This window comes from Bradyrhizobium sp. JHI2711 (genome assembly GCF_056156565.1).
On sequence record NZ_JBPZPT010000008.1, the window covers coordinates 1 to 16,050 of the forward strand.

Annotated in this window: 19 protein-coding genes; 8 read left to right on the forward strand and 11 right to left on the reverse strand. The window is 65.0% G+C overall.

What is annotated here, in order from left to right; genetic code table 11:
• Positions 1-235 precede the first annotated feature (235 nt).
• Positions 236-556: a response regulator transcription factor gene (locus tag ACTEK7_RS34375; RefSeq protein ID WP_225124938.1), complete on the reverse strand. Its 321-nt coding sequence runs from the start codon at positions 554-556 to the stop codon at positions 236-238.
• 281 nt (positions 557-837) lie between these two features.
• On the opposite strand from ACTEK7_RS34375, the gene ACTEK7_RS34380 reads away from it, so the two are divergent.
• Entirely contained in the window at positions 838-1,059 is a 222-nt protein-coding gene (locus tag ACTEK7_RS34380; RefSeq protein ID WP_036013472.1) for a hypothetical protein, read from the forward strand.
• 174 nt (positions 1,060-1,233) lie between these two features.
• Positions 1,234-1,683, forward strand: coding sequence for a hypothetical protein (locus ACTEK7_RS34385; RefSeq protein WP_225147650.1), 450 nt, complete (start codon positions 1,234-1,236; stop codon positions 1,681-1,683).
• A 1-nt stretch (position 1,684) separates the two neighbouring features.
• Here the strand turns inward: ACTEK7_RS34385 and ACTEK7_RS34390 are convergent, their stop codons facing one another.
• Positions 1,685-2,527: a GNAT family N-acetyltransferase gene (locus tag ACTEK7_RS34390; RefSeq protein ID WP_225114983.1), complete on the reverse strand. Its 843-nt coding sequence runs from the start codon at positions 2,525-2,527 to the stop codon at positions 1,685-1,687.
• Positions 2,528-2,643: 116 nt separating this feature from the next.
• Here ACTEK7_RS34390 and ACTEK7_RS34395 point away from each other — a divergent pair, with 116 nt between their 5' ends.
• The gene (locus tag ACTEK7_RS34395; protein ID WP_225147649.1) at positions 2,644-3,348 is read left to right on the forward strand and encodes an SDR family oxidoreductase; all 705 of its coding nucleotides are present in this window, start codon (positions 2,644-2,646) and stop codon (positions 3,346-3,348) included.
• Between the two features lie 9 nt (positions 3,349-3,357).
• Here the strand turns inward: ACTEK7_RS34395 and ACTEK7_RS34400 are convergent, their stop codons facing one another.
• Positions 3,358-4,527 (reverse strand): serine hydrolase, encoded by a 1,170-nt coding sequence (locus ACTEK7_RS34400; protein WP_463671664.1) that lies wholly within the window; start codon positions 4,525-4,527, stop codon positions 3,358-3,360.
• 169 nt (positions 4,528-4,696) lie between these two features.
• On the opposite strand from ACTEK7_RS34400, the gene ACTEK7_RS34405 reads away from it, so the two are divergent.
• Together ACTEK7_RS34405 and ACTEK7_RS34410 are read left to right on the forward strand one after the other, a co-directional pair.
• Complete coding sequence (locus ACTEK7_RS34405) at positions 4,697-5,083, forward strand: ArsR/SmtB family transcription factor (protein ID WP_036029077.1); 387 nt, start codon at positions 4,697-4,699, stop codon at positions 5,081-5,083.
• A gap of 2 nt (positions 5,084-5,085) precedes the next feature.
• Positions 5,086-5,577 (forward strand): SRPBCC family protein, encoded by a 492-nt coding sequence (locus ACTEK7_RS34410; RefSeq protein WP_225147648.1) that lies wholly within the window; start codon positions 5,086-5,088, stop codon positions 5,575-5,577.
• Positions 5,578-5,685: 108 nt separating this feature from the next.
• On the opposite strand, the gene ACTEK7_RS34415 is transcribed toward ACTEK7_RS34410, so the two are convergent.
• The 3 genes from ACTEK7_RS34415 to ACTEK7_RS34425 all read right to left on the reverse strand — a co-directional run bounded on the left by ACTEK7_RS34415 (position 5,686) and on the right by ACTEK7_RS34425 (position 8,158).
• Positions 5,686-6,573 carry a manganese catalase family protein gene (locus ACTEK7_RS34415; protein ID WP_225147647.1) on the reverse strand — a complete coding sequence of 296 codons (888 nt, stop codon included), beginning with the start codon at positions 6,571-6,573 and terminating at the stop codon, positions 5,686-5,688.
• 140 nt (positions 6,574-6,713) lie between these two features.
• Positions 6,714-7,562, reverse strand: a complete 849-nt coding sequence (locus ACTEK7_RS34420) for an MBL fold metallo-hydrolase (protein WP_057029681.1) — start codon at positions 7,560-7,562, stop codon at positions 6,714-6,716.
• 29 nt (positions 7,563-7,591) lie between these two features.
• Entirely contained in the window at positions 7,592-8,158 is a 567-nt protein-coding gene (locus ACTEK7_RS34425; protein ID WP_225124950.1) for a NuoB/complex I 20 kDa subunit family protein, read from the reverse strand.
• A 260-nt stretch (positions 8,159-8,418) separates the two neighbouring features.
• Between ACTEK7_RS34425 and ACTEK7_RS34430 the strand changes: the two genes are divergently transcribed.
• A complete protein-coding gene (locus ACTEK7_RS34430) occupies positions 8,419-8,916 on the forward strand; it encodes a ferritin-like domain-containing protein (protein ID WP_036013491.1) in 498 nt (165 codons plus the stop codon).
• 129 nt (positions 8,917-9,045) lie between these two features.
• Positions 9,046-9,312, forward strand: coding sequence for a hypothetical protein (locus ACTEK7_RS34435; protein WP_081493004.1), 267 nt, complete (start codon positions 9,046-9,048; stop codon positions 9,310-9,312).
• A 17-nt stretch (positions 9,313-9,329) separates the two neighbouring features.
• Here ACTEK7_RS34435 and ACTEK7_RS34440 read toward each other — a convergent pair whose 3' ends face one another.
• The 4 genes from ACTEK7_RS34440 to ACTEK7_RS34455 are packed head-to-tail and all read right to left on the reverse strand — an operon-like array spanning position 9,330 to position 13,690.
• On the reverse strand, positions 9,330-10,544 hold the full coding sequence (locus tag ACTEK7_RS34440) for an ABC transporter substrate-binding protein (RefSeq protein WP_225147646.1): 1,215 nt from the start codon (positions 10,542-10,544) through the stop codon (positions 9,330-9,332).
• Positions 10,545-10,565: 21 nt separating this feature from the next.
• Entirely contained in the window at positions 10,566-11,552 is a 987-nt protein-coding gene (locus ACTEK7_RS34445) for a Bug family tripartite tricarboxylate transporter substrate binding protein (RefSeq protein ID WP_036013495.1), read from the reverse strand.
• Positions 11,553-11,604: 52 nt separating this feature from the next.
• Positions 11,605-12,801 carry a CaiB/BaiF CoA transferase family protein gene (locus tag ACTEK7_RS34450; RefSeq protein WP_225147645.1) on the reverse strand — a complete coding sequence of 399 codons (1,197 nt, stop codon included), beginning with the start codon at positions 12,799-12,801 and terminating at the stop codon, positions 11,605-11,607.
• Position 12,802: 1 nt separating this feature from the next.
• Entirely contained in the window at positions 12,803-13,690 is an 888-nt protein-coding gene (locus ACTEK7_RS34455; RefSeq protein WP_036029094.1) for an IclR family transcriptional regulator, read from the reverse strand.
• 216 nt (positions 13,691-13,906) lie between these two features.
• On the opposite strand from ACTEK7_RS34455, the gene ACTEK7_RS34460 reads away from it, so the two are divergent.
• Positions 13,907-14,749 carry a hypothetical protein gene (locus tag ACTEK7_RS34460; RefSeq protein WP_036013504.1) on the forward strand — a complete coding sequence of 281 codons (843 nt, stop codon included), beginning with the start codon at positions 13,907-13,909 and terminating at the stop codon, positions 14,747-14,749.
• Between the two features lie 63 nt (positions 14,750-14,812).
• On the opposite strand, the gene ACTEK7_RS34465 is transcribed toward ACTEK7_RS34460, so the two are convergent.
• A complete protein-coding gene (locus tag ACTEK7_RS34465; protein ID WP_225147644.1) occupies positions 14,813-16,024 on the reverse strand; it encodes an ABC transporter substrate-binding protein in 1,212 nt (403 codons plus the stop codon).
• Positions 16,025-16,050 lie beyond the last annotated feature (26 nt).

The following is a 16,050-nucleotide window of genomic DNA, read 5'->3' on the forward strand; positions in this document are numbered from 1 at the left end:
TTTGCTCACGGCTCTCCGCCCTGCAAACCCTTTCGCGCCAACGCCATCAGCGTCCACCGCCCCCCGGCCCGCGTTCGTGACGATCGCGATACGCCCCTCTTCCTTGGGCCGGGTTGCGCGACACATAGGCGATTTCCGAATTTCGGTAAAGCGGAATATTTTGGGCCGCGTGCGTTGACCCATAGATTGGATGTTTTGCCCGTCGGGCAACGCAAGGGATGGTAGCTGCAACCATTCAATCCGGCGCGGTCTGCGCCGCCGGTGGATTCGGTGCAAGCGCCTGCGCCGGCTTCGTCGCGGCCGGATAGAGCTCGGTCTTGGCGAGATCGCGGCGGAGCGACGATGGCGCCGCGTGCAGGGCAAAGGCGATCGCGATCTGCGTTCTGTTCTGAAGCCGGTACTTGCGCATGATGTTGCCGATATGCGCCCGCACCGTGTTCTCCGAGATGTTGAGCTCGTAGGCGATGTTCTTGTTCTGCATTCCCCGCGCGATCAGCGTCATCAGCTCCCGTTCGCGCGGCGTCGGTGCGATCAAGTCCTTCGGATCCGAGCTCATGGCTGATGCCTCCCTGGCCTTTGCGAACATCCCGGCATGCTCTCACTCCGTCTTGAGCGCCTCGATCGGGCTCAGCTTGGACGCCTTGTGGGCTGGATAGACCAAAGACGAGGCCGGTCGCGATCGAGAAGACGAGAGACAGGCCGATCGCCTGGCCGTCGATCGAGGTGACCCAACCGGCCATGCGGGCGACCGTCATCGAGAGCGTGATGCCGCCGGCGACGCCGATGGCGCCGCCGAGCAGGCAGAGGACGAGCGCTTCGGAGAGAAACTGCAGACGGATGTCGCGCATTCGCCCACCGAGCGCCCCGGGCGACGGTCACACCACAATGGTCCAGGACGAGAACGGCACGTCGGTGATCACGCAGAGCGGCGATCGGCAGAAGGAGCCCGGGCGCACGACGGTCACTCGCCGCAGCGGCGGCAACACCGCGATCGTGACACAGGGCAGCGCAAGCCCGCAGGACATGCTCGACTGGCTGCGCAAGCTGCAGGGCCACTGATGCACGAAGCCATTGAAATGAGAGAGGAATTCCGGGCGTTCTGCCGCACCTTGTTCCCGGTTATTCGCGTGCCTTAACCAATAATTAATTATACGTTTGCGGGTGGGCGACAGCCCGGCCTAGCCTCCTTTCGGGGAGCCGCTATCGCGAAGCCAAACGAGTGTGGTGCGTATCATGATTGCCAGATCATATGGGGCGTTGTTCGCCTCGCTCAGCGCAGCTGCGCTGCTGCTTAGCTCCAGTGACAGTCTTGCCGGACCCGCCGGCGCCACTGCGTCAGGCGCCGCAACTGCCGCCGCGCCGCCGGCTGCGGCACGTCCGGCGATCGGGCCGGGCGCCAGGTTCCACCGCCGCAGCGCTCCCTGGGTCTATTGGCCGGGCGGCGGCAGCTACTTCTACGACGGCGCCGGCTACAGCCAGCCCTTCGCCGATGTGAACCAATCGCTCTCCGCCGATGTGCGCTACACCTACACCTATGATGTGCCCTGGGACTGGACGCATCGCTATCCGCCGAACGTCGTGCCGTCCAATCGGCCCTACGTGCCGAGCTGCCCGACGGAGCAGGTGACGGTGCCCGGCCGTGGCGGCAGCGAGCACACCGTCAACATCATGCGCTGCTACTGAGTTAGCCCAACTCGAAGCTGGTGACGCCGAAGACGCGGTCGAGCCGCAGCGGCGCGATCTGCCCCGTATACATCCGCGCCGTCTCGAACACCGGCTCGAGGCCGAGCTCCTCGGCGAGCGCGATCGCGACGGGATTGACGGCGGGGACGTCGAGGAAGACCTCGCCGGCGCCCGCGCTTCCGAGCAGCGCCTGCACGACTTGATCCGCGGCGTCGCGGTCGTCGGCGACGAGCGGGCCGATCTTGTAGCCCGTCCGGCAGGGCCGGATCACACCCCATGCAGCGAGCCTGCCCTCGCGCAGCAACGCGCGGCCGACATGACCTCGCGTGTTGATCCAGGCGCGCAGGAAGGCGCTGCGCGCGGCGGGGAATACACGGGCGTCATCGGCGTCCACCAGCGCAAACGGGACCTTGTCGAGCGCCACGACATCGGCCGGCGGCTTGACGGATCCCGCAACGGTGCCGCCATAGCGGATGTTGGCGTAGGCGAGCCGGAATCCCGACTTCTTGTAATTCTCCTGCTGCGCCACCACGCCGTCGAGGCCGATCACGCGCGCGCCTGCATGCGCAATCGCGGCATTCCAGATGCGTAGGCCATGGCCCGCGCCGCGAAAGCGCTCGCGCACGATGTAGAACCCCAAAAAGGCGAAGCGGTCGTCGTAATTGACGCAGGAGACGGTCGCGACCGGCTCGCCGTCGATCTCGCCGACGAAGAAGCCTCGGGCATCGGGGATCGCGAAGCAGGCGGCATCCGCCAGCCCCGGATTCCAGCCCTCCGCCGCGGCCCAGTCGACGGCGAGGGCGATTTCGTCGGGGCGCAAATTGCGGATCTGCAGATCACTCATTTCAAGCGCCTCATGATGGATGTCTTCGGCCATGGACCTGCCGACGGGTCTGGCTGTAGAAGGCCTCATGATAGGCCGAGCCTGCGGCTCGCCTCAACTGAAGGGATCATCGGATCATGGCAGTAGAGAAGGTTGCGCTCGTCACCGCCGGCGGCAGCGGCATGGGGGCGGGGGCTGCGCGGCGGCTGGCGGCGGACGGGTTTCGCGTCGCGATCCTGTCGTCCTCGGGCAAGGGCGAGGCGCTGGCGGCCGAGCTCGGCGGGCTCGGCGTTACCGGCTCGAACCAGTCGAACGACGACCTGAAGCGCCTCGTCGAGGCTGCGATGGCGAAGTGGGGACGGATCGACGTTCTCGTCAACAGCGCCGGGCACGGGCCGCGTGCCCCCATCACCGAGATCACCGACGAGCAGTGGCACACCGGCCTCGACACTTATCTCTTGAACGTGATCCGTCCGACCCGGCTGGTGACGCCGCTGATGCAGGCGCAGAAGGGCGGCGCCATCATCAACATCTCGACCGCTTGGGCGTTCGAGCCCAGCGCGATGTTCCCGACCTCGGCGGTGTTCCGCGCAGGGCTCGCCGCCTTCACCAAGATCTTCACCGACGCTTACGCGGCCGACAATGTCCGCATGAACAACGTGCTGCCGGGCTGGATCGACAGCCTGCCGCAACAGGACGCGCGGCGCGACAGCGTGCCGATGAAGCGCTACGGCAAGGTCGAAGAGGTCGCGGCGACAATCTCGTTCCTGGCCTCCGACGGCGCCGCCTACATCACCGGCCAGAACATCCGCGTCGACGGCGGGCTGATGCGCTCGGTCTGAGCGGCGGCCTCAATGTGAGGCGATGAGCCGCGCCAGCTCCGGCAGGATCTTGTAGCGGGCGATCTCGTGCGGATACTCGCCGCGATTGGCCAGCAGGACGATGCCGATCCGCCGCGCCGGCACCAGGCCGATATAGCCGGAGGCGTTGTTGAGGCCGCCCGGCTTGTCGACGATGGTGACGCCTGGAAGGCGCACGGTCTCCCAGGCCAGGCCCTGTCCGAATTTTTCGTCGACGCGGAAGGCCTCACGCTGCGTCAGCCGCCGCAGGGCTTCGCGCAAATGCGGGTCGATCGCGCGGCCGTCGACGCAGGCGGCCGCGAAGATGGCAAGGTCGCGGGCGGAGGCGAACATCTGGCCCGTGCCGGGAAAATCGAAGTAGCTCTGCTGGTTGCCGATCGGCCCGATCGCCATGCCCTGGTCGGAATAGCCCTGGACCACGCGCTGCATCGCCGCCGCGTCCATGACGGCGCGATGGTCCGGACCGCGCTCGGGGAGGAAGGTGGAGCCCATGGCGAGGGGGCGGAGAATGCGGTGCTGGATCAGCGCATGGATCGGCTTGCCGTAGCAACGCTCGAGCACGAGCTGAAGCAGCACATAGCCGGCATGGGTGTAGACGCGTTGCCGGCCAGGTGCGATGCCGGGTGCCGGCGTGAAGGCGTTCAGCAGGGCGATGAACTGCTCGCGCGTAAACTCTTCGTTCGGCCAGGGCGGATGGTCGGTCGGCAGCAGCAGGCCCGACGTGTGCGTCGCCAACTGGCCCACAGTGACGTTGCGGATGTAGTTGCCGCTCAGCTCGGGCAGGTATTTCGGCAGACGATCGTCGAGCCGCAGCTCGCCGCGCAGCACGCCGAGCGCCACGAGCGTGGCCTCGAACGGCTTTCGCAACGAGGCGAGGTTGAACAGCGTGTCGGGCGTCACCTTCCGTCCGGTCGCATCGTCGGCGAACCCGTAGCTGAAGAACTCGACATGGCGGCCGGCATAGAGCGCTGCGGCGAGGCCGCCCGCATGGTCCGCCGTCGCGGTCGGCGCCGGCGCGCCGGCGACGATGTCGCGCATTTGCGCAATCATGTCGGAATCGGCCGAGGCGCGGCGCTGGCAAAGCGCCATCGCCATCGCAATGGACGCGGCCTGGGCGAAGACTCGCCGGGTGATCGGGGATGAGATGACAACGGGCGCCACGTGCTCTGATCGATCATGCTGATGCGCCCCCGGGATGGTTTTAGTGAGGAGGGCGCGAGGTCCCAACTCACGATTGCGCGTTGTGGGTTCCCGCCAATCCAGATCACAAAACTGAGCCGTTCGGCTAACAATTGTTGACGTCCGCGATCCTGCGTGTATAGTTAGCTTCATGGCTAACCAATTATCCAACCTCGACCAGATCTTCGCCGCGCTCGCCGATCCGACGCGGCGGGCGATCGTGATGCGGCTGTGCGCGGGCGAGGCGTCGGTCGGCGAGCTCGCCGGTCCCTTCGACATGGCGCTGCCGAGCTTCATGAAGCACATCCATGTGCTGGAGACGAGCGGGCTCGTTCAGTCCGAGAAATCGGGACGCGTGCGCACCTGCCGTCTCAGCGCGGATGCGCTGGTCGGCGCCGAGGATTGGTTCCAGCAGCAGCGCGCGGTCTGGGAAGCGCGGCTCGACCGGTTCGAGGCCTATGTGATGAAGCTCAAGAAAGAGAAGGAAAGGGCGGCCGCCAAGCGGCCGTCCCGAACAACCGAACGGAAAGGTTCCTGACAATGACGAGTTCTGCCAACCCCGCTCTGTCGCAATGGTCGCTCGACCGCGAGATCGTGATGTCGCGCGTGATCGACGCGCCGCGCGATCTGGTGTTCGAGGCATGGTCCGACCCGAAGCATCTGCCGCAATGGTTCGGCCCGAAGGGCTTCAAGGTCGAGACCTTCGAGATCGACGTGCGCGTCGGCGGCGTCTGGCGCTTCAACATGATCGGGCCCGACGGTACGGTCTATCCGAACCGGATGCGCTTCCGCCGCATCGAGCGGCCGTCGCTGATGGAGATGGATCACGGTACCGACCAGGATGACGATCCCCGCATGTTCCGCTTCACCGTCACCTTTGCCGAGCAGAGCAACGGCAAGACCGTGCTGATGATGCGGCAGCTGGCCTCGAGCACCGAGCAGCGCGATGGCATGATCGGCTTCGGCGCCGTCGAATACGGCTACCAGACGCTCGACAAGCTCGCGGCCTATGTGGCGGGCATCAAGCGGTGAAGGCAGCCCCGCCATTCCCGGGCCCTGAGATGGCGAGCCGGGAATGACGGCGTGCGCGAACGCATTCTGATCAAGCCGCCGTCGAAATGGCGGCTTGCCTCGTACAGGTCAGGTCAGCGCGTTGGTGACCGGCGGCTCCTGCATCTGCTCCACTTGCGCGGCGCTGTCGGGACGTGCGGGTCCAAGCACGGGCTCGTCGCCGAGCGGCTCGAAGGCGGGGCGGAAGCTGAATTCGCCGCGGCCGTCGAGCGACGGACCTTCGTTGTAGCGGCCCGGCTCGAGCGGCGCTCCGCTGCGCTCGGTGCCCATGAACATGTAGCTGAACTCGGTCGCTTCCTTGCTCCGGTCGAAGCTGTTCGGAATCGGCAGCGCGGCATCTCCGCCCAGCTCCTCGATCACGGCGAGCCATTGCTGTTGATGCATGGTGTCGCGCGCGATCAGGTAGCTGAGCATGTCCTGCATGCCCGGATCGCTCGTGGAGTTGAAGAGGCGCACCGCCAGCGTTCGGCCGGTGGCTTCGGCGGCCACGTTGCAATACATATCGGCGGCGAGATTGCCGCTGGCGTAGATGTGCGAACAATCGAACGGGACGCCGTCGGCGTTGGCCGGGAAGGCCGCCATGCCGGTCGACAGGATGTGCCGATGCAGCATGCCCTCGATCACGTGTCGCGGCCGCTCGCCGCCGGACATCACCGCGCCGACGATCGGATTGCCCTGCATGCTGCTCTCCTGCATCGTCGCCGGTGCATTTTCCAGGTTCAGGGCGACCGCGGTCGAAAGCATCTCGATGTGGCTGATCTCCTCGGTTGCGGTGTTGAGCAACACGTCGCGATATTTGGCCGGACCGCGCGCGCCCCAGGCCTGGAAGAAATATTGCAGGCAGACGCGGATCTCGCCTTCCACGCCGCCGATCGCCTGCTGCAGTTGGCGGGCGAAGATCGGGTCGGGCTTTTCGACCCTGACCGGGTATTGCAGTCGCTTGTCGAAATAGTACATGCGCAACTCCTTTTTGTTCTGTCGCATTGGCGCAATGAAGGCCGTGGGGTTGCGTTCCTAATCATCTGCAATCGCGGTTCAGATCGCTTCGAAATTCGCGGACCGCAAAGCCGAAATTGACGCGGTCCCCACCACCACTCCTATGCGCGTCGATGGGAAGGTACGGCGACCTCGTCGAACAACTCGGCCAGAGCATCGAGCGCAACGCGCATCGCCGGTCCTTGCATCGCCGCGCCATGGCCGGTCACGACGATCTCGGGAGCAAGCGCGGCAAGTTCGCGCACCGAGGTTTTTGCGCTGGCCCAATCCGGCGTGAAATACATCGGCGGCCCGTGCATCTCTGGCGTTTGCGTCATTGCCGCGTAAACTGACTCCTGCCGGGTGGTGATGAAGGCGTCGCCGGCGATCAGGACGCGGTCGCGCTCACGCCAGAGCGAGACATGACCGGGCGTGTGGCCGGGCGTCGGGATCCACCGCCAGTCTTGCATGAAGGGCACGCTGTGGTCCGAGGGCAGATCATAAAGGCGGGATGCGACGTTGACGGGTCTTGTCGGAAACAGCGGAGAGAGCAGGGCGAGCAAGCCGCCACCGACACTCGGATCGGCTGGCGGATAGGATTGCGTGCCGTCGAGATAGGGATGCTCGGCGTGATGCGCATAAACCGGGACGTCCCACTCGTTCGCCAGCGTCTCGAGCACACCGACGTGATCGAAATGAGCGTGTGTCATGATGATGCAGGCCGGGCGGCCGTGGCCGCCGAACCGAGCCTTGGCGGCGGAGCGAATCGCCGGTGCCGCTCCGGGGATGCCGGCGTCGACCAGTACCCAGTTGCCGTCGCCAGCACCTTCGCGGCCGACAAAGATCACGTTGACGATGGCAAGCTGCCGGTAGGCAACGTCGGCCACGATCTGTCGTGTGTTGTCGTTTCGCTCGAGGTCGAATTCGGGGTTTTCCGCCTCGGCCGCCGGGGAAAGAGGAATTTGCGTCATGCCGGTCCGTGTCGACCCAGTCTGATGTGTCATCGTTCTATCGTGCCCATCCGCCGGATTTTCTTCTGGAGCAGCATCACGCCGTAGAGCAGCGCTTCCGCGGTCGGCGGGCAGCCGGGGACGTAGATGTCGACCGGCACCACGCGGTCGCAGCCGCGCACGACGGAATAGGAGTAATGGTAATAGCCGCCGCCGTTGGCGCAGGATCCCATCGAGATCACGTAACGCGGCTCGGGCATCTGGTCGTAGACCTTGCGGAAGGCCGGGGCCATCTTGTTGGTCAAGGTGCCTGCCACGATGATCACGTCAGATTGACGCGGTGAGGCCCGCGGCGCAAAGCCGAACCGCTCGGCGTCATAGCGCGGCATCGACATCTGCATCATCTCGACGGCGCAGCAGGCGAGTCCAAACGTCATCCACATCAGCGATCCCGTCCGCGCCCAGGTGATCAAATCCTCGGCGGTGGCGGTGAAGAAGCCCTTGTCCGCGAGGTCATCGCGGATCTGCATGAAATAGGGATCTGAGGCGTTGTCCGGCTGCCCCTGGCCCGGACGCGGCACCGGGAAATTGCTGGCGGGTGAAGGACTGTCGGTCATTAGATCATCATTGTCGCTGGGGTGAGGGCGCAACGTCGCGCTGTGACCACGCGCTGCTGTGAACGGCGGGGCGCAGCCGGCGTTCCCGCGGTCGAAGACCACGTTTCCGTTTGGCTATCGCAGGTTAGCGCTGGGTCCTTCGGCCGGAACAGGCGACGAAGACATGGTCTCTCCTGCGGCAATCAGCGCGGCCGTGTTAGGAACAATCGCCCGTGCTTCCCGGTTGCGCGAACGATGCCCGTCAAATGGAGAACAGGAAAATGGCCAATGCAGCCCGCGATACGTTCGTGGTGGGACTACGCAATGCGCATGCGATGGAAGTGCAGGCGCGAGAGTTGATGGAGCGCCAGTCGGAGCGGCTGGACGAATATCCCGAGGTCAAGGCGAAGATCACGGCGCACCTTCAGGAGACCAATGAGCAGCTGCGTCGCCTCGAAAAGTGCCTGGAAGCCTGTGGCGAGAGCACGTCGAGCCTGAAGGATACGGCGCAGTCGGTGATGGCCAACATGATGGCCATGGCGCATTCGGTTGCCGGCGACGAGATTCTGAAGAACACTTTCGCGAACAACGCCTTCGAGAATTTCGAGATCGCCGCCTACAAGTCGCTGCTCGCGCTGTGCGGCGCGGCCGGCATGCCGGAGGCGAAGGAGCCGCTCGAGACGTCATTGAAGGAGGAGCAGCGCATGGCGGCCTGGATCGATTCCAATGTCGAGAAGGTCACCATGGAGTACCTCACGCATCAGCGCCAGGCCGCGTAGTTCTTCGCGTTCCTCGCTGACAGCGAACCACCGGCGCGCCCCGCGGCCGGTGGTTTTTTCGCGCCGCCGGGTTCCCTGCCATCTGCGCGTGAGCCTAGGAACGATCGCTGCGATCAGGCTTTGGCAGTGATGACGCACATCATCTTCAGCGATTACCGCAATCCCGCGGCGGAGCAGGCCTACGAGATCGCCTGGGACTTTCTTACGCGAACGGGCGCCATCAGCGACGAATTCGACGCCTGCGTGTTCCTGGCGCAGCGCATCACCGTGATGGTCGAGGAGGGACACACGAATCGGATCCGCATGGCCAACCGCGCGATCTCCGAATACCAGCGCCATGCCGCGGAACGCGACGATCTCATCCGTGGCGGCGGCCGTTACGCCGAAAGGCGTTGAGCGCCGGCGAAGCGGGTTCACTCCCTGGCTTCGTCCGTGACGATGTCGCCGAGCTTCTGCCAGCGCTGGCCGTCGAACTGCACCATCTGGAACTGCTTGTTGACGCGATAGTCCGTCGGCGTGGTCGTGACCGAGATCCCCGGGAGCGTCAGGTCGAGCTCGACGTTCTTGAGGTTGGCCGCCTGTCGCATCACGTTCTCGCGGGTCAGATCGTCGCCGCATTGCTTCAGCACTTGCACCAGGAGCTGCGCGGTGATGTAGCCGTAGACGTTCAGGTTCGAATCCTTGTCGCCCTCAGGATAGTACTTGGCCATGAAGGCGAGGTAGCGCTTCATGCCCGGGTCGTCCTTCCATTCGGGATCCGCGGCATCCTTGACGTATCCGACGCTGATGATGCCCTTGGAATTGTCGAGCCCGGCGGGCTTCAGCACGGCGCTGAGCGAGGAGGCGTTGATGTCGATGATGTGCAGCGCCTTCCAGCCGATCTCGGCGACCTTCTTGATGGCCTGCGCGGCCTGCTTCGGCGTGGTCGCGCTAAACAGCACGTCGGCGCCCGCATCCTTCAACCGCAGGATCTGCGAGTCGATCGTCGGCTCGTTGATCTCGTAGGAGGTCTCGGCGACGACCATGCTCGCCTTGTCGCCGAGGCCCGCCTTGAGGCCGGCGAGATAATCCTTGCCGAGATCGTCGTTCTGGTAGAGCACGCCGATTTTGGCGTTCGGATGGTTCTTCAGGAGGTATTGCGCATAGATCCGGCCCTCGACGAGGTAAGAGGGGTTGAAACCCATGGTCCAGGGGAAGTTCTTTGGATCGGTGAAGCGTGCGGCGCCGGTGGCGGCGAAGAGCTGCGGGATCTTCTTGGCGTTGAGATATTTCTGCACGGCGACGTTCGGGGCGGTGCCGATGATCTGGAAGGTCAAAAGCACTTCGTCGCTTTCGACGAGCTTGCGGACCTGCTCCACCGTCTTCGGCGGCGAATAGGCATCGTCATACTGGATCAGCTCGACCTTGCGGCCGTTCACGCCGCCCTGGTCGTTGATCATCCTCAGATAGGCGGCCTGGGTCTTGCCGATCACCGCGTAGGCCGAGGCCGGGCCGCTGAGCGGCACGGTCTGGCCCACCTTGATCGCGGTGTCGGACGCGCCGGGATCGTATTTCTTTTGTGCCTGCGCTGCCGCGACCGAGAGGAGAAGGGCGGAGGTGGCGATGAATTTGGTGACGACGTTTTTCATGTCGGTTTCCTCCAGCAATCCTCATTCGCCCTTGAGGCCGGCGTCGCGGATCAGCTTGGTCCATTTCTGCGTTTCGGCGTCGATGAACTTGCTGAACTCGGCGGCGGTGCCTGGGCGCACTTCGAGGCCCTGCGCGGTCAGCTTGTCCTTGATCGCAGGCTCGGCGAGCGCCCGCAGAACCTCGGCCTGGAATTTGTCCACGATGGCGCGCGGCGTCGTGGACGGCACCATGAAGCCGTACCAGCCGGCCGCAGCCACATTGGGAAAGCCCTGCTCGCGCAGCGTCGGTGCCTGCGGATACAGCGCGCTGCGCTCGGCCGAGGCGACGCCGAGCACGGTGAACTTGCCGCTCTGGATGTAGGGCAAGGCCGTCGGCAGCGCGGTCAGTGTGGCGTCGACGCGTCCGGCGAGCAGCTCGGTGTAGGAGGCCGCATCGCCCCGGAACGGGATGTTCAAACCCTTGACGCCCGCGTCGCGGAACAGGAGCTCTCCGGCAAGATGCGGCTGCGAGCCGGCGCCTGGGGAGGCGAAGGTGAGGCCGTCGGGCTTGGATTTGCCGTAGGCGATCAGGTCGGGAAGCGTCTTGAACGGCGCGTCGGCGCTGATGATGAGGAACAGCGGCGCGATCACCACCATCGCCACCGGCGCCAGATCCTTGCGCTCATAGGTCAGCTTGCCGAACAGCGCCTCGGCGGTGGCGTAGGGCGCCGCGACATAGAGGATGGTGTAGCCGTCGCCCGGCGCATGGGCGACCATGTCGTTGGCGATGCGCGTGCCGGCGCCCGGCTTGTTCTCGACAATAAACTGCTGACGCAGGCTGCGGCCGAACTCTTCGGCGAGCAGACGCAGCGAGATGTCGTTGGACCCGCCGGGCCCGTAAGGCGAGATCAGACGGACCATGCGCGAGGGCCAGGCGTCCTCGGCATGTGCCCTCATGCCTGAGCCGGCCGCGAGCCCGCCCGCGATCGTGCCCAGCAGAGCTCGCCGCGTCACCTTGAACGATGCCACTGTTGTCTTCCTCCCTGTATTTGTTTCTCTTTTATCTGCCGCTCTTACGACCTCAGATCACCTTTCGTTGGGTGAGCTGCTCGATCCTGGCGTCCGAGAGCCCGAGCCAATCCCGGTAGACCTCGTCATTGTCCTGGCCGACGTCGCCCGCGGCATGGCGCAGGCGCGCGGGATCGACGGTGAAACGCGGCACGACATTGGTCATGGCGACCGTGCCGAAATCCCGGTCGGCAACGCGCGTGATCACCTCGCGCGCCTTCACCTGCGGGTCGTCGGCGATCTGATCTATCGAATAGATCGGGGCGAGCGTTCCCTGCGCGGCGTTGAAGCTCGCGAGGACCTCGTCGAGGGGATGCGCGGCGCACCAGGCCGCGAAGATGTCGTTGAGTTCGACGGCGTGCTTGACGCGCTGCTCATTGCCGGCAAAGCGCGGATCCGCGATCAGATCGGGGCGGCCGATCGCCCGGCAGTTCGCTGCAAAGAGCGCGTTGGTCGAACCTGCGAGCGTGACCCAGTGACCGTCGCGGGTGCGAAACACCGCGGCCGGTGCTGAATAACCATTGGCGTTGCCGATGCGGCTGCGAACGGTGCCGAGCTGGTCGTGCTCGATGGCGAGGACGTCGAGCAGGCGGAAAGTGGCTTCGGTCAGCGCGAGATCGATCTCCTCGCCCGGCGCATCCGGGTCGCGCGCCCGCTTCCACAGCGCTGCCAGCACGCCGACGGCGCCGAACAGGCCGCCGATCGAATCCCCGATCGGGTATCCGGGATGGGTCGGTTCGCCGCCGCTCTCGCCGGTGATGTAAGTCAGTCCGCCCATGGCCTCGAAGATGCGGGCGAAGCCGGGGCGCTCCCGATAGGGACCATCCTGCCCGAAGGCGGTGGCGCGCAGAATCACGAGACGCGGCTGGATCGACCACAGCACCTCCTTGGGAAGCCCCCAGCGATCCAGCGTTCCCGGACGAAAATTCTCGATCAGCACGTCGAAGCGTGGAAGCAGCTGCTTGAACAGCGCAAGCCCTTCCGGCGTGCGCAGATCGAGCGTGGCAAACTTCTTGTTGCGGTTGGCGGCCTTCCACCACAGCGGCTTGCCGTTCTTGAACGGCGGAAACGACCGCACGCCGTCGCCGTGCCCGGGCATCTCGATCTTGAGCACGTCCGCGCCGTAGTCGGCCAGCAGCGTGGCGGCGAACGGCGCGGCGATGATCGTCGCGATGTCGAGAACCTTCAATCCTTCGAGCGGTCCAGCCATATCATGTTCCGGCGCTTGTGATTTTCTTGGTTTTGCGCGGCGGCGGCTTGAGCTCGGCCTGCCCGACCATGGCGCGGATGCTATCGGCGAGCGCCGCGATGCGCGGACCGATTTCGCCCTCGAGCTGCCCGGGCTGCAGCCGGAAGGCGGGGATGCCGCAATTGATCGAGAATGATTGTTTCGCTTCGCCGATATGAAACAGCGGCGCGGCGACGGCATGGATCGAGGCCATGTACTCGCCCCAGCAGGTGCAGAAGCCGCGGCTTTTGCATTGCGCGATGCCGGCGCGGTATTTGTCGCGGAGCGCCGACCACAATCCGGCATCCTCGGCGGCGAGATTGCGTTCCAGCCGGTCTGCATCGGCCGGCGGCAAGGTCGCCGCCGCGGCGCGGCCCATGGCGGTCATCACGACGGGAATGGGCATGCCGATGTCGGGCACGTGCGGGCCGACATCGCCGGAGCGCGCGGTCTCGACATAGATCATCGACGTCGCATCGAGCAGGCCGATCGACACCGTGCCGCGGACGCTGTGCGCCAGCTCCTGCATCATCGGCCGCGCCACCTGGCGGAATTGCATTCCGGCGAGCAGGGGATGCGCCATCCGCAGCGCCCGTGCACCGACGCGGTACTTCGACCGCTCGGCGTCGTAGCGGAGATAGCCGAGCTCGGCCAAGGTATGGGTCAGCCTCGCCACCGTCGGGCGCGGGATGCCGGTCAGCGTCGACAGCTCCATGTTGCCCAGCAGCGTGCTCCCGGCCTTGAACGCCTCGAGCACGACGAGCCCCTTGGCCAGAGTGGTGGCGAAAGCGGCGTCATCAGCGCTCTCGGCCAGCACGGCTGCGGCAGAGGAGAGCGGGCGCTGCGGCTTGGGTGAGTCAGTCGGAGCCATCCGGGCATATCAGACGGACGGATTTCGAATGTCCAATAGATTCGCCATCCATGAGAAAATTGTCCGATATGTGGACACTCGGCTCGCAGCGCTTCTTGCGCCTTCCGAGCACCGCTGGAACGACCGGGCACACAGATTTTTGTCGTGATTGCGTGTCGTTCTGTGACAGGATTATTACGACGACGTGTCAGATCGATAATTTTTGCGGAGCGGTTCATGTTGCAGTGGCAGGCGCGGTCAAATCCCCTGGCGTGGTGGTGGGGATCCCTCACGCTTGTGAGCAGCGCCAATATCCTCGTCTGGTTCATGCTCTATCGTGAGTTCTATCCGACGCCTTCGGCCAGCCTCGGTGGCGGCTCGGACATCGGGTTGATGTTCCTGCTGTGCGCCGGCTATGTGTTCGGCTGCGCCTTCCGTTCGGTGCTGCCGCGCGCCGACGTGCAGCGCATCTGCCTGTTCGACACCTGGCTCTCCAGCGTCGCCGTCGGCCGGACGGTGGCGACGGTGGCCGAGCTCTGCTTCGCCGCGCAATGGGCCATCATCCTGCATCAGCTCGGCAAGATGACGGGCGCGGAGACCGCGGTGAACATCGCGCTCGTGATCGTGCCGATCATCATCATCGCGGAATGCTTCTCCTGGTACGCGGTGGTGACGACCAACTTCCTCTACAACGCGATCGAGAATTCGCTGTGGGCTGTGACCTTCTTCCTGGCCGGCATCGCGCTATGCCGTCTGATGCCGGAATTCCAGGGCGTAGTGCGCTGGGCGCTGATGTCAGGCATCGTCGGCATCGCCTGCTTCCTTGCCTTCCTCATCACCGTCGATGTGCCGATGTATCTCAGCCGCTGGCGGGCAGGGCATGAAGAGGGCAACACATTCCTCGGCTTCCTCGAAGGACTGCATGACGTCTCGACGCGCTGGGTGGTGACCCATGACATCGCGCACTGGAAGGGCGAGCTGACCTGGATGTTCCTGTATTTCAGCGCCGCGGTGTGGTCGAGCCTCGCGCTCTGCGCGCTCTACGCGATGGAAGGCTATCTGACGCGCTATCTCGCCTGACGGTCAGATTCCAACTTGACGCGTTCTCTGAAGCGAAGCGGTATCCACTTCGCTTCAGAGGCTTTATTTGCCGACCAGGCTGCATTTGCTGCGATCGAGCGGGCGGAAGGCCTGGTCGGGCGGGATCGTCGCGACCAGCTTGACGAAGTCCCACGGGCCCTTGGATTCCTCCGGTGTCTTGACCTGCACCAGATAGAGATCGTGCACCATGCGTTGGTCCTCGCGAATGCGGCCGTTGGGGGTGTAGGCGTCCGACACCGGCGTCGCCTTCATTTTGGCCATCACGACGGCGCCCTCATCGGAACCGGTGTCCTTCACGGCCTGCAGATAGTGGCGCACGGCGGAATAGACGCCGGCCTGAATCTGCGAGGGCATCGCCTTGCGGCGAGCATAGAACGCATCGGAGAATTTCCGGGCTGCCGGCGAGACATCCTCGAAGAAGGAGGTGACGATGAGATCACCGCGCGTCGCTTTGAGCCCAACCGCCTCGATGTCGACGTTCTGGAACGACATCGGCACGATCTTCATGCCTTGGCTGGCGAGGCCGAACTCCTCGGCCTGCTTGATCGCGGTCGCGTTGTCGCCGGCAACGTTGATGGCCAGGATCTTGGCGCCCGACGACTGCGCCTGGAGCAGGAATGAGCTGTAATCGGGCGTGCCGAGCTGCGCCTTGACGCTGCCGGCGACCTTGCCGCCGAGTGCGGCGATGCGCTCGCGTGCGGTCACCTCGATCGAATGGCCGAAGGCGTAGTCGCCGGTGATGAAGAACCAGGGCTCCTTGCTGGTCTGCATGATGCCGGAGACCACGGCGGTCGCGGTGGAATAGGCGTCCTGGGTCCATTGCACGCTGGTTGGCGCGCACGCTTCATCGGTCAGCTGGTTCGCGCCGGCGCCGGAGATGAGGAATATCTTGCCGTTGCCGCGCACCAGCTCCTGCACCGCCAGCGCTGCGCCGGAGCTGCCGCCATCGGCGACGGCCTGGACCCCGTCGCTGAACCATTTTCGCGCCAGCGATGCGGCGAGATCCGGCTTGTTCTGGTGATCGGCCTGCAAGATCTCGATCGGCTTGCCGTCGATCTTGCCGCCGAACTCCTCGGCGGCCATTCGCGCCGCTTCGACCGAGCCCGGACCCATGGCGGTCGCGAACACGCCGTTCATGTCGGTGAGGACGCCGATGCGGATGGCCTCGCCCTTGATCTCGGCCCGCGCGGGGAGGGGCGCGAGCGCAAGTGCGATCAGGAGGGTGGCGGCGGAGGTGGTGCGGGTCGTGCCCATGGCGTTTCCTTGATGTTATCGTTGAT

Bases quoted from the DNA above. Each gene is read 5' to 3' on its own strand.
- ACTEK7_RS34390 (WP_225114983.1), bottom strand. From the start codon at position 2,527: ATGAGTGATCTGCAGATCCGCAATTTGCGCCCCGACGAAATCGCCCTC.
- ACTEK7_RS34450 (WP_225147645.1), bottom strand. From the start codon at position 12,801: ATGGCTGGACCGCTCGAAGGATTGAAGGTTCTCGACATCGCGACGATC.
- ACTEK7_RS34420 (WP_057029681.1), bottom strand. From the start codon at position 7,562: ATGACGCAAATTCCTCTTTCCCCGGCGGCCGAGGCGGAAAACCCCGAA.
- ACTEK7_RS34395 (WP_225147649.1), top strand. From the start codon at position 2,644: ATGGCAGTAGAGAAGGTTGCGCTCGTCACCGCCGGCGGCAGCGGCATG.
- ACTEK7_RS34405 (WP_036029077.1), top strand. From the start codon at position 4,697: ATGGCTAACCAATTATCCAACCTCGACCAGATCTTCGCCGCGCTCGCC.
- ACTEK7_RS34375 (WP_225124938.1), bottom strand. From the start codon at position 556: ATGAGCTCGGATCCGAAGGACTTGATCGCACCGACGCCGCGCGAACGG.
- ACTEK7_RS34460 (WP_036013504.1), top strand. From the start codon at position 13,907: ATGTTGCAGTGGCAGGCGCGGTCAAATCCCCTGGCGTGGTGGTGGGGA.
- ACTEK7_RS34415 (WP_225147647.1), bottom strand. From the start codon at position 6,573: ATGTACTATTTCGACAAGCGACTGCAATACCCGGTCAGGGTCGAAAAG.
- ACTEK7_RS34380 (WP_036013472.1), top strand. From the start codon at position 838: ATGTCGCGCATTCGCCCACCGAGCGCCCCGGGCGACGGTCACACCACA.
- ACTEK7_RS34425 (WP_225124950.1), bottom strand. From the start codon at position 8,158: ATGACCGACAGTCCTTCACCCGCCAGCAATTTCCCGGTGCCGCGTCCG.
- ACTEK7_RS34385 (WP_225147650.1), top strand. From the start codon at position 1,234: ATGATTGCCAGATCATATGGGGCGTTGTTCGCCTCGCTCAGCGCAGCT.
- ACTEK7_RS34465 (WP_225147644.1), bottom strand. From the start codon at position 16,024: ATGGGCACGACCCGCACCACCTCCGCCGCCACCCTCCTGATCGCACTT.
- ACTEK7_RS34435 (WP_081493004.1), top strand. From the start codon at position 9,046: ATGACGCACATCATCTTCAGCGATTACCGCAATCCCGCGGCGGAGCAG.
- ACTEK7_RS34410 (WP_225147648.1), top strand. From the start codon at position 5,086: ATGACGAGTTCTGCCAACCCCGCTCTGTCGCAATGGTCGCTCGACCGC.
- ACTEK7_RS34455 (WP_036029094.1), bottom strand. From the start codon at position 13,690: ATGGCTCCGACTGACTCACCCAAGCCGCAGCGCCCGCTCTCCTCTGCC.
- ACTEK7_RS34440 (WP_225147646.1), bottom strand. From the start codon at position 10,544: ATGAAAAACGTCGTCACCAAATTCATCGCCACCTCCGCCCTTCTCCTC.
- ACTEK7_RS34430 (WP_036013491.1), top strand. From the start codon at position 8,419: ATGGCCAATGCAGCCCGCGATACGTTCGTGGTGGGACTACGCAATGCG.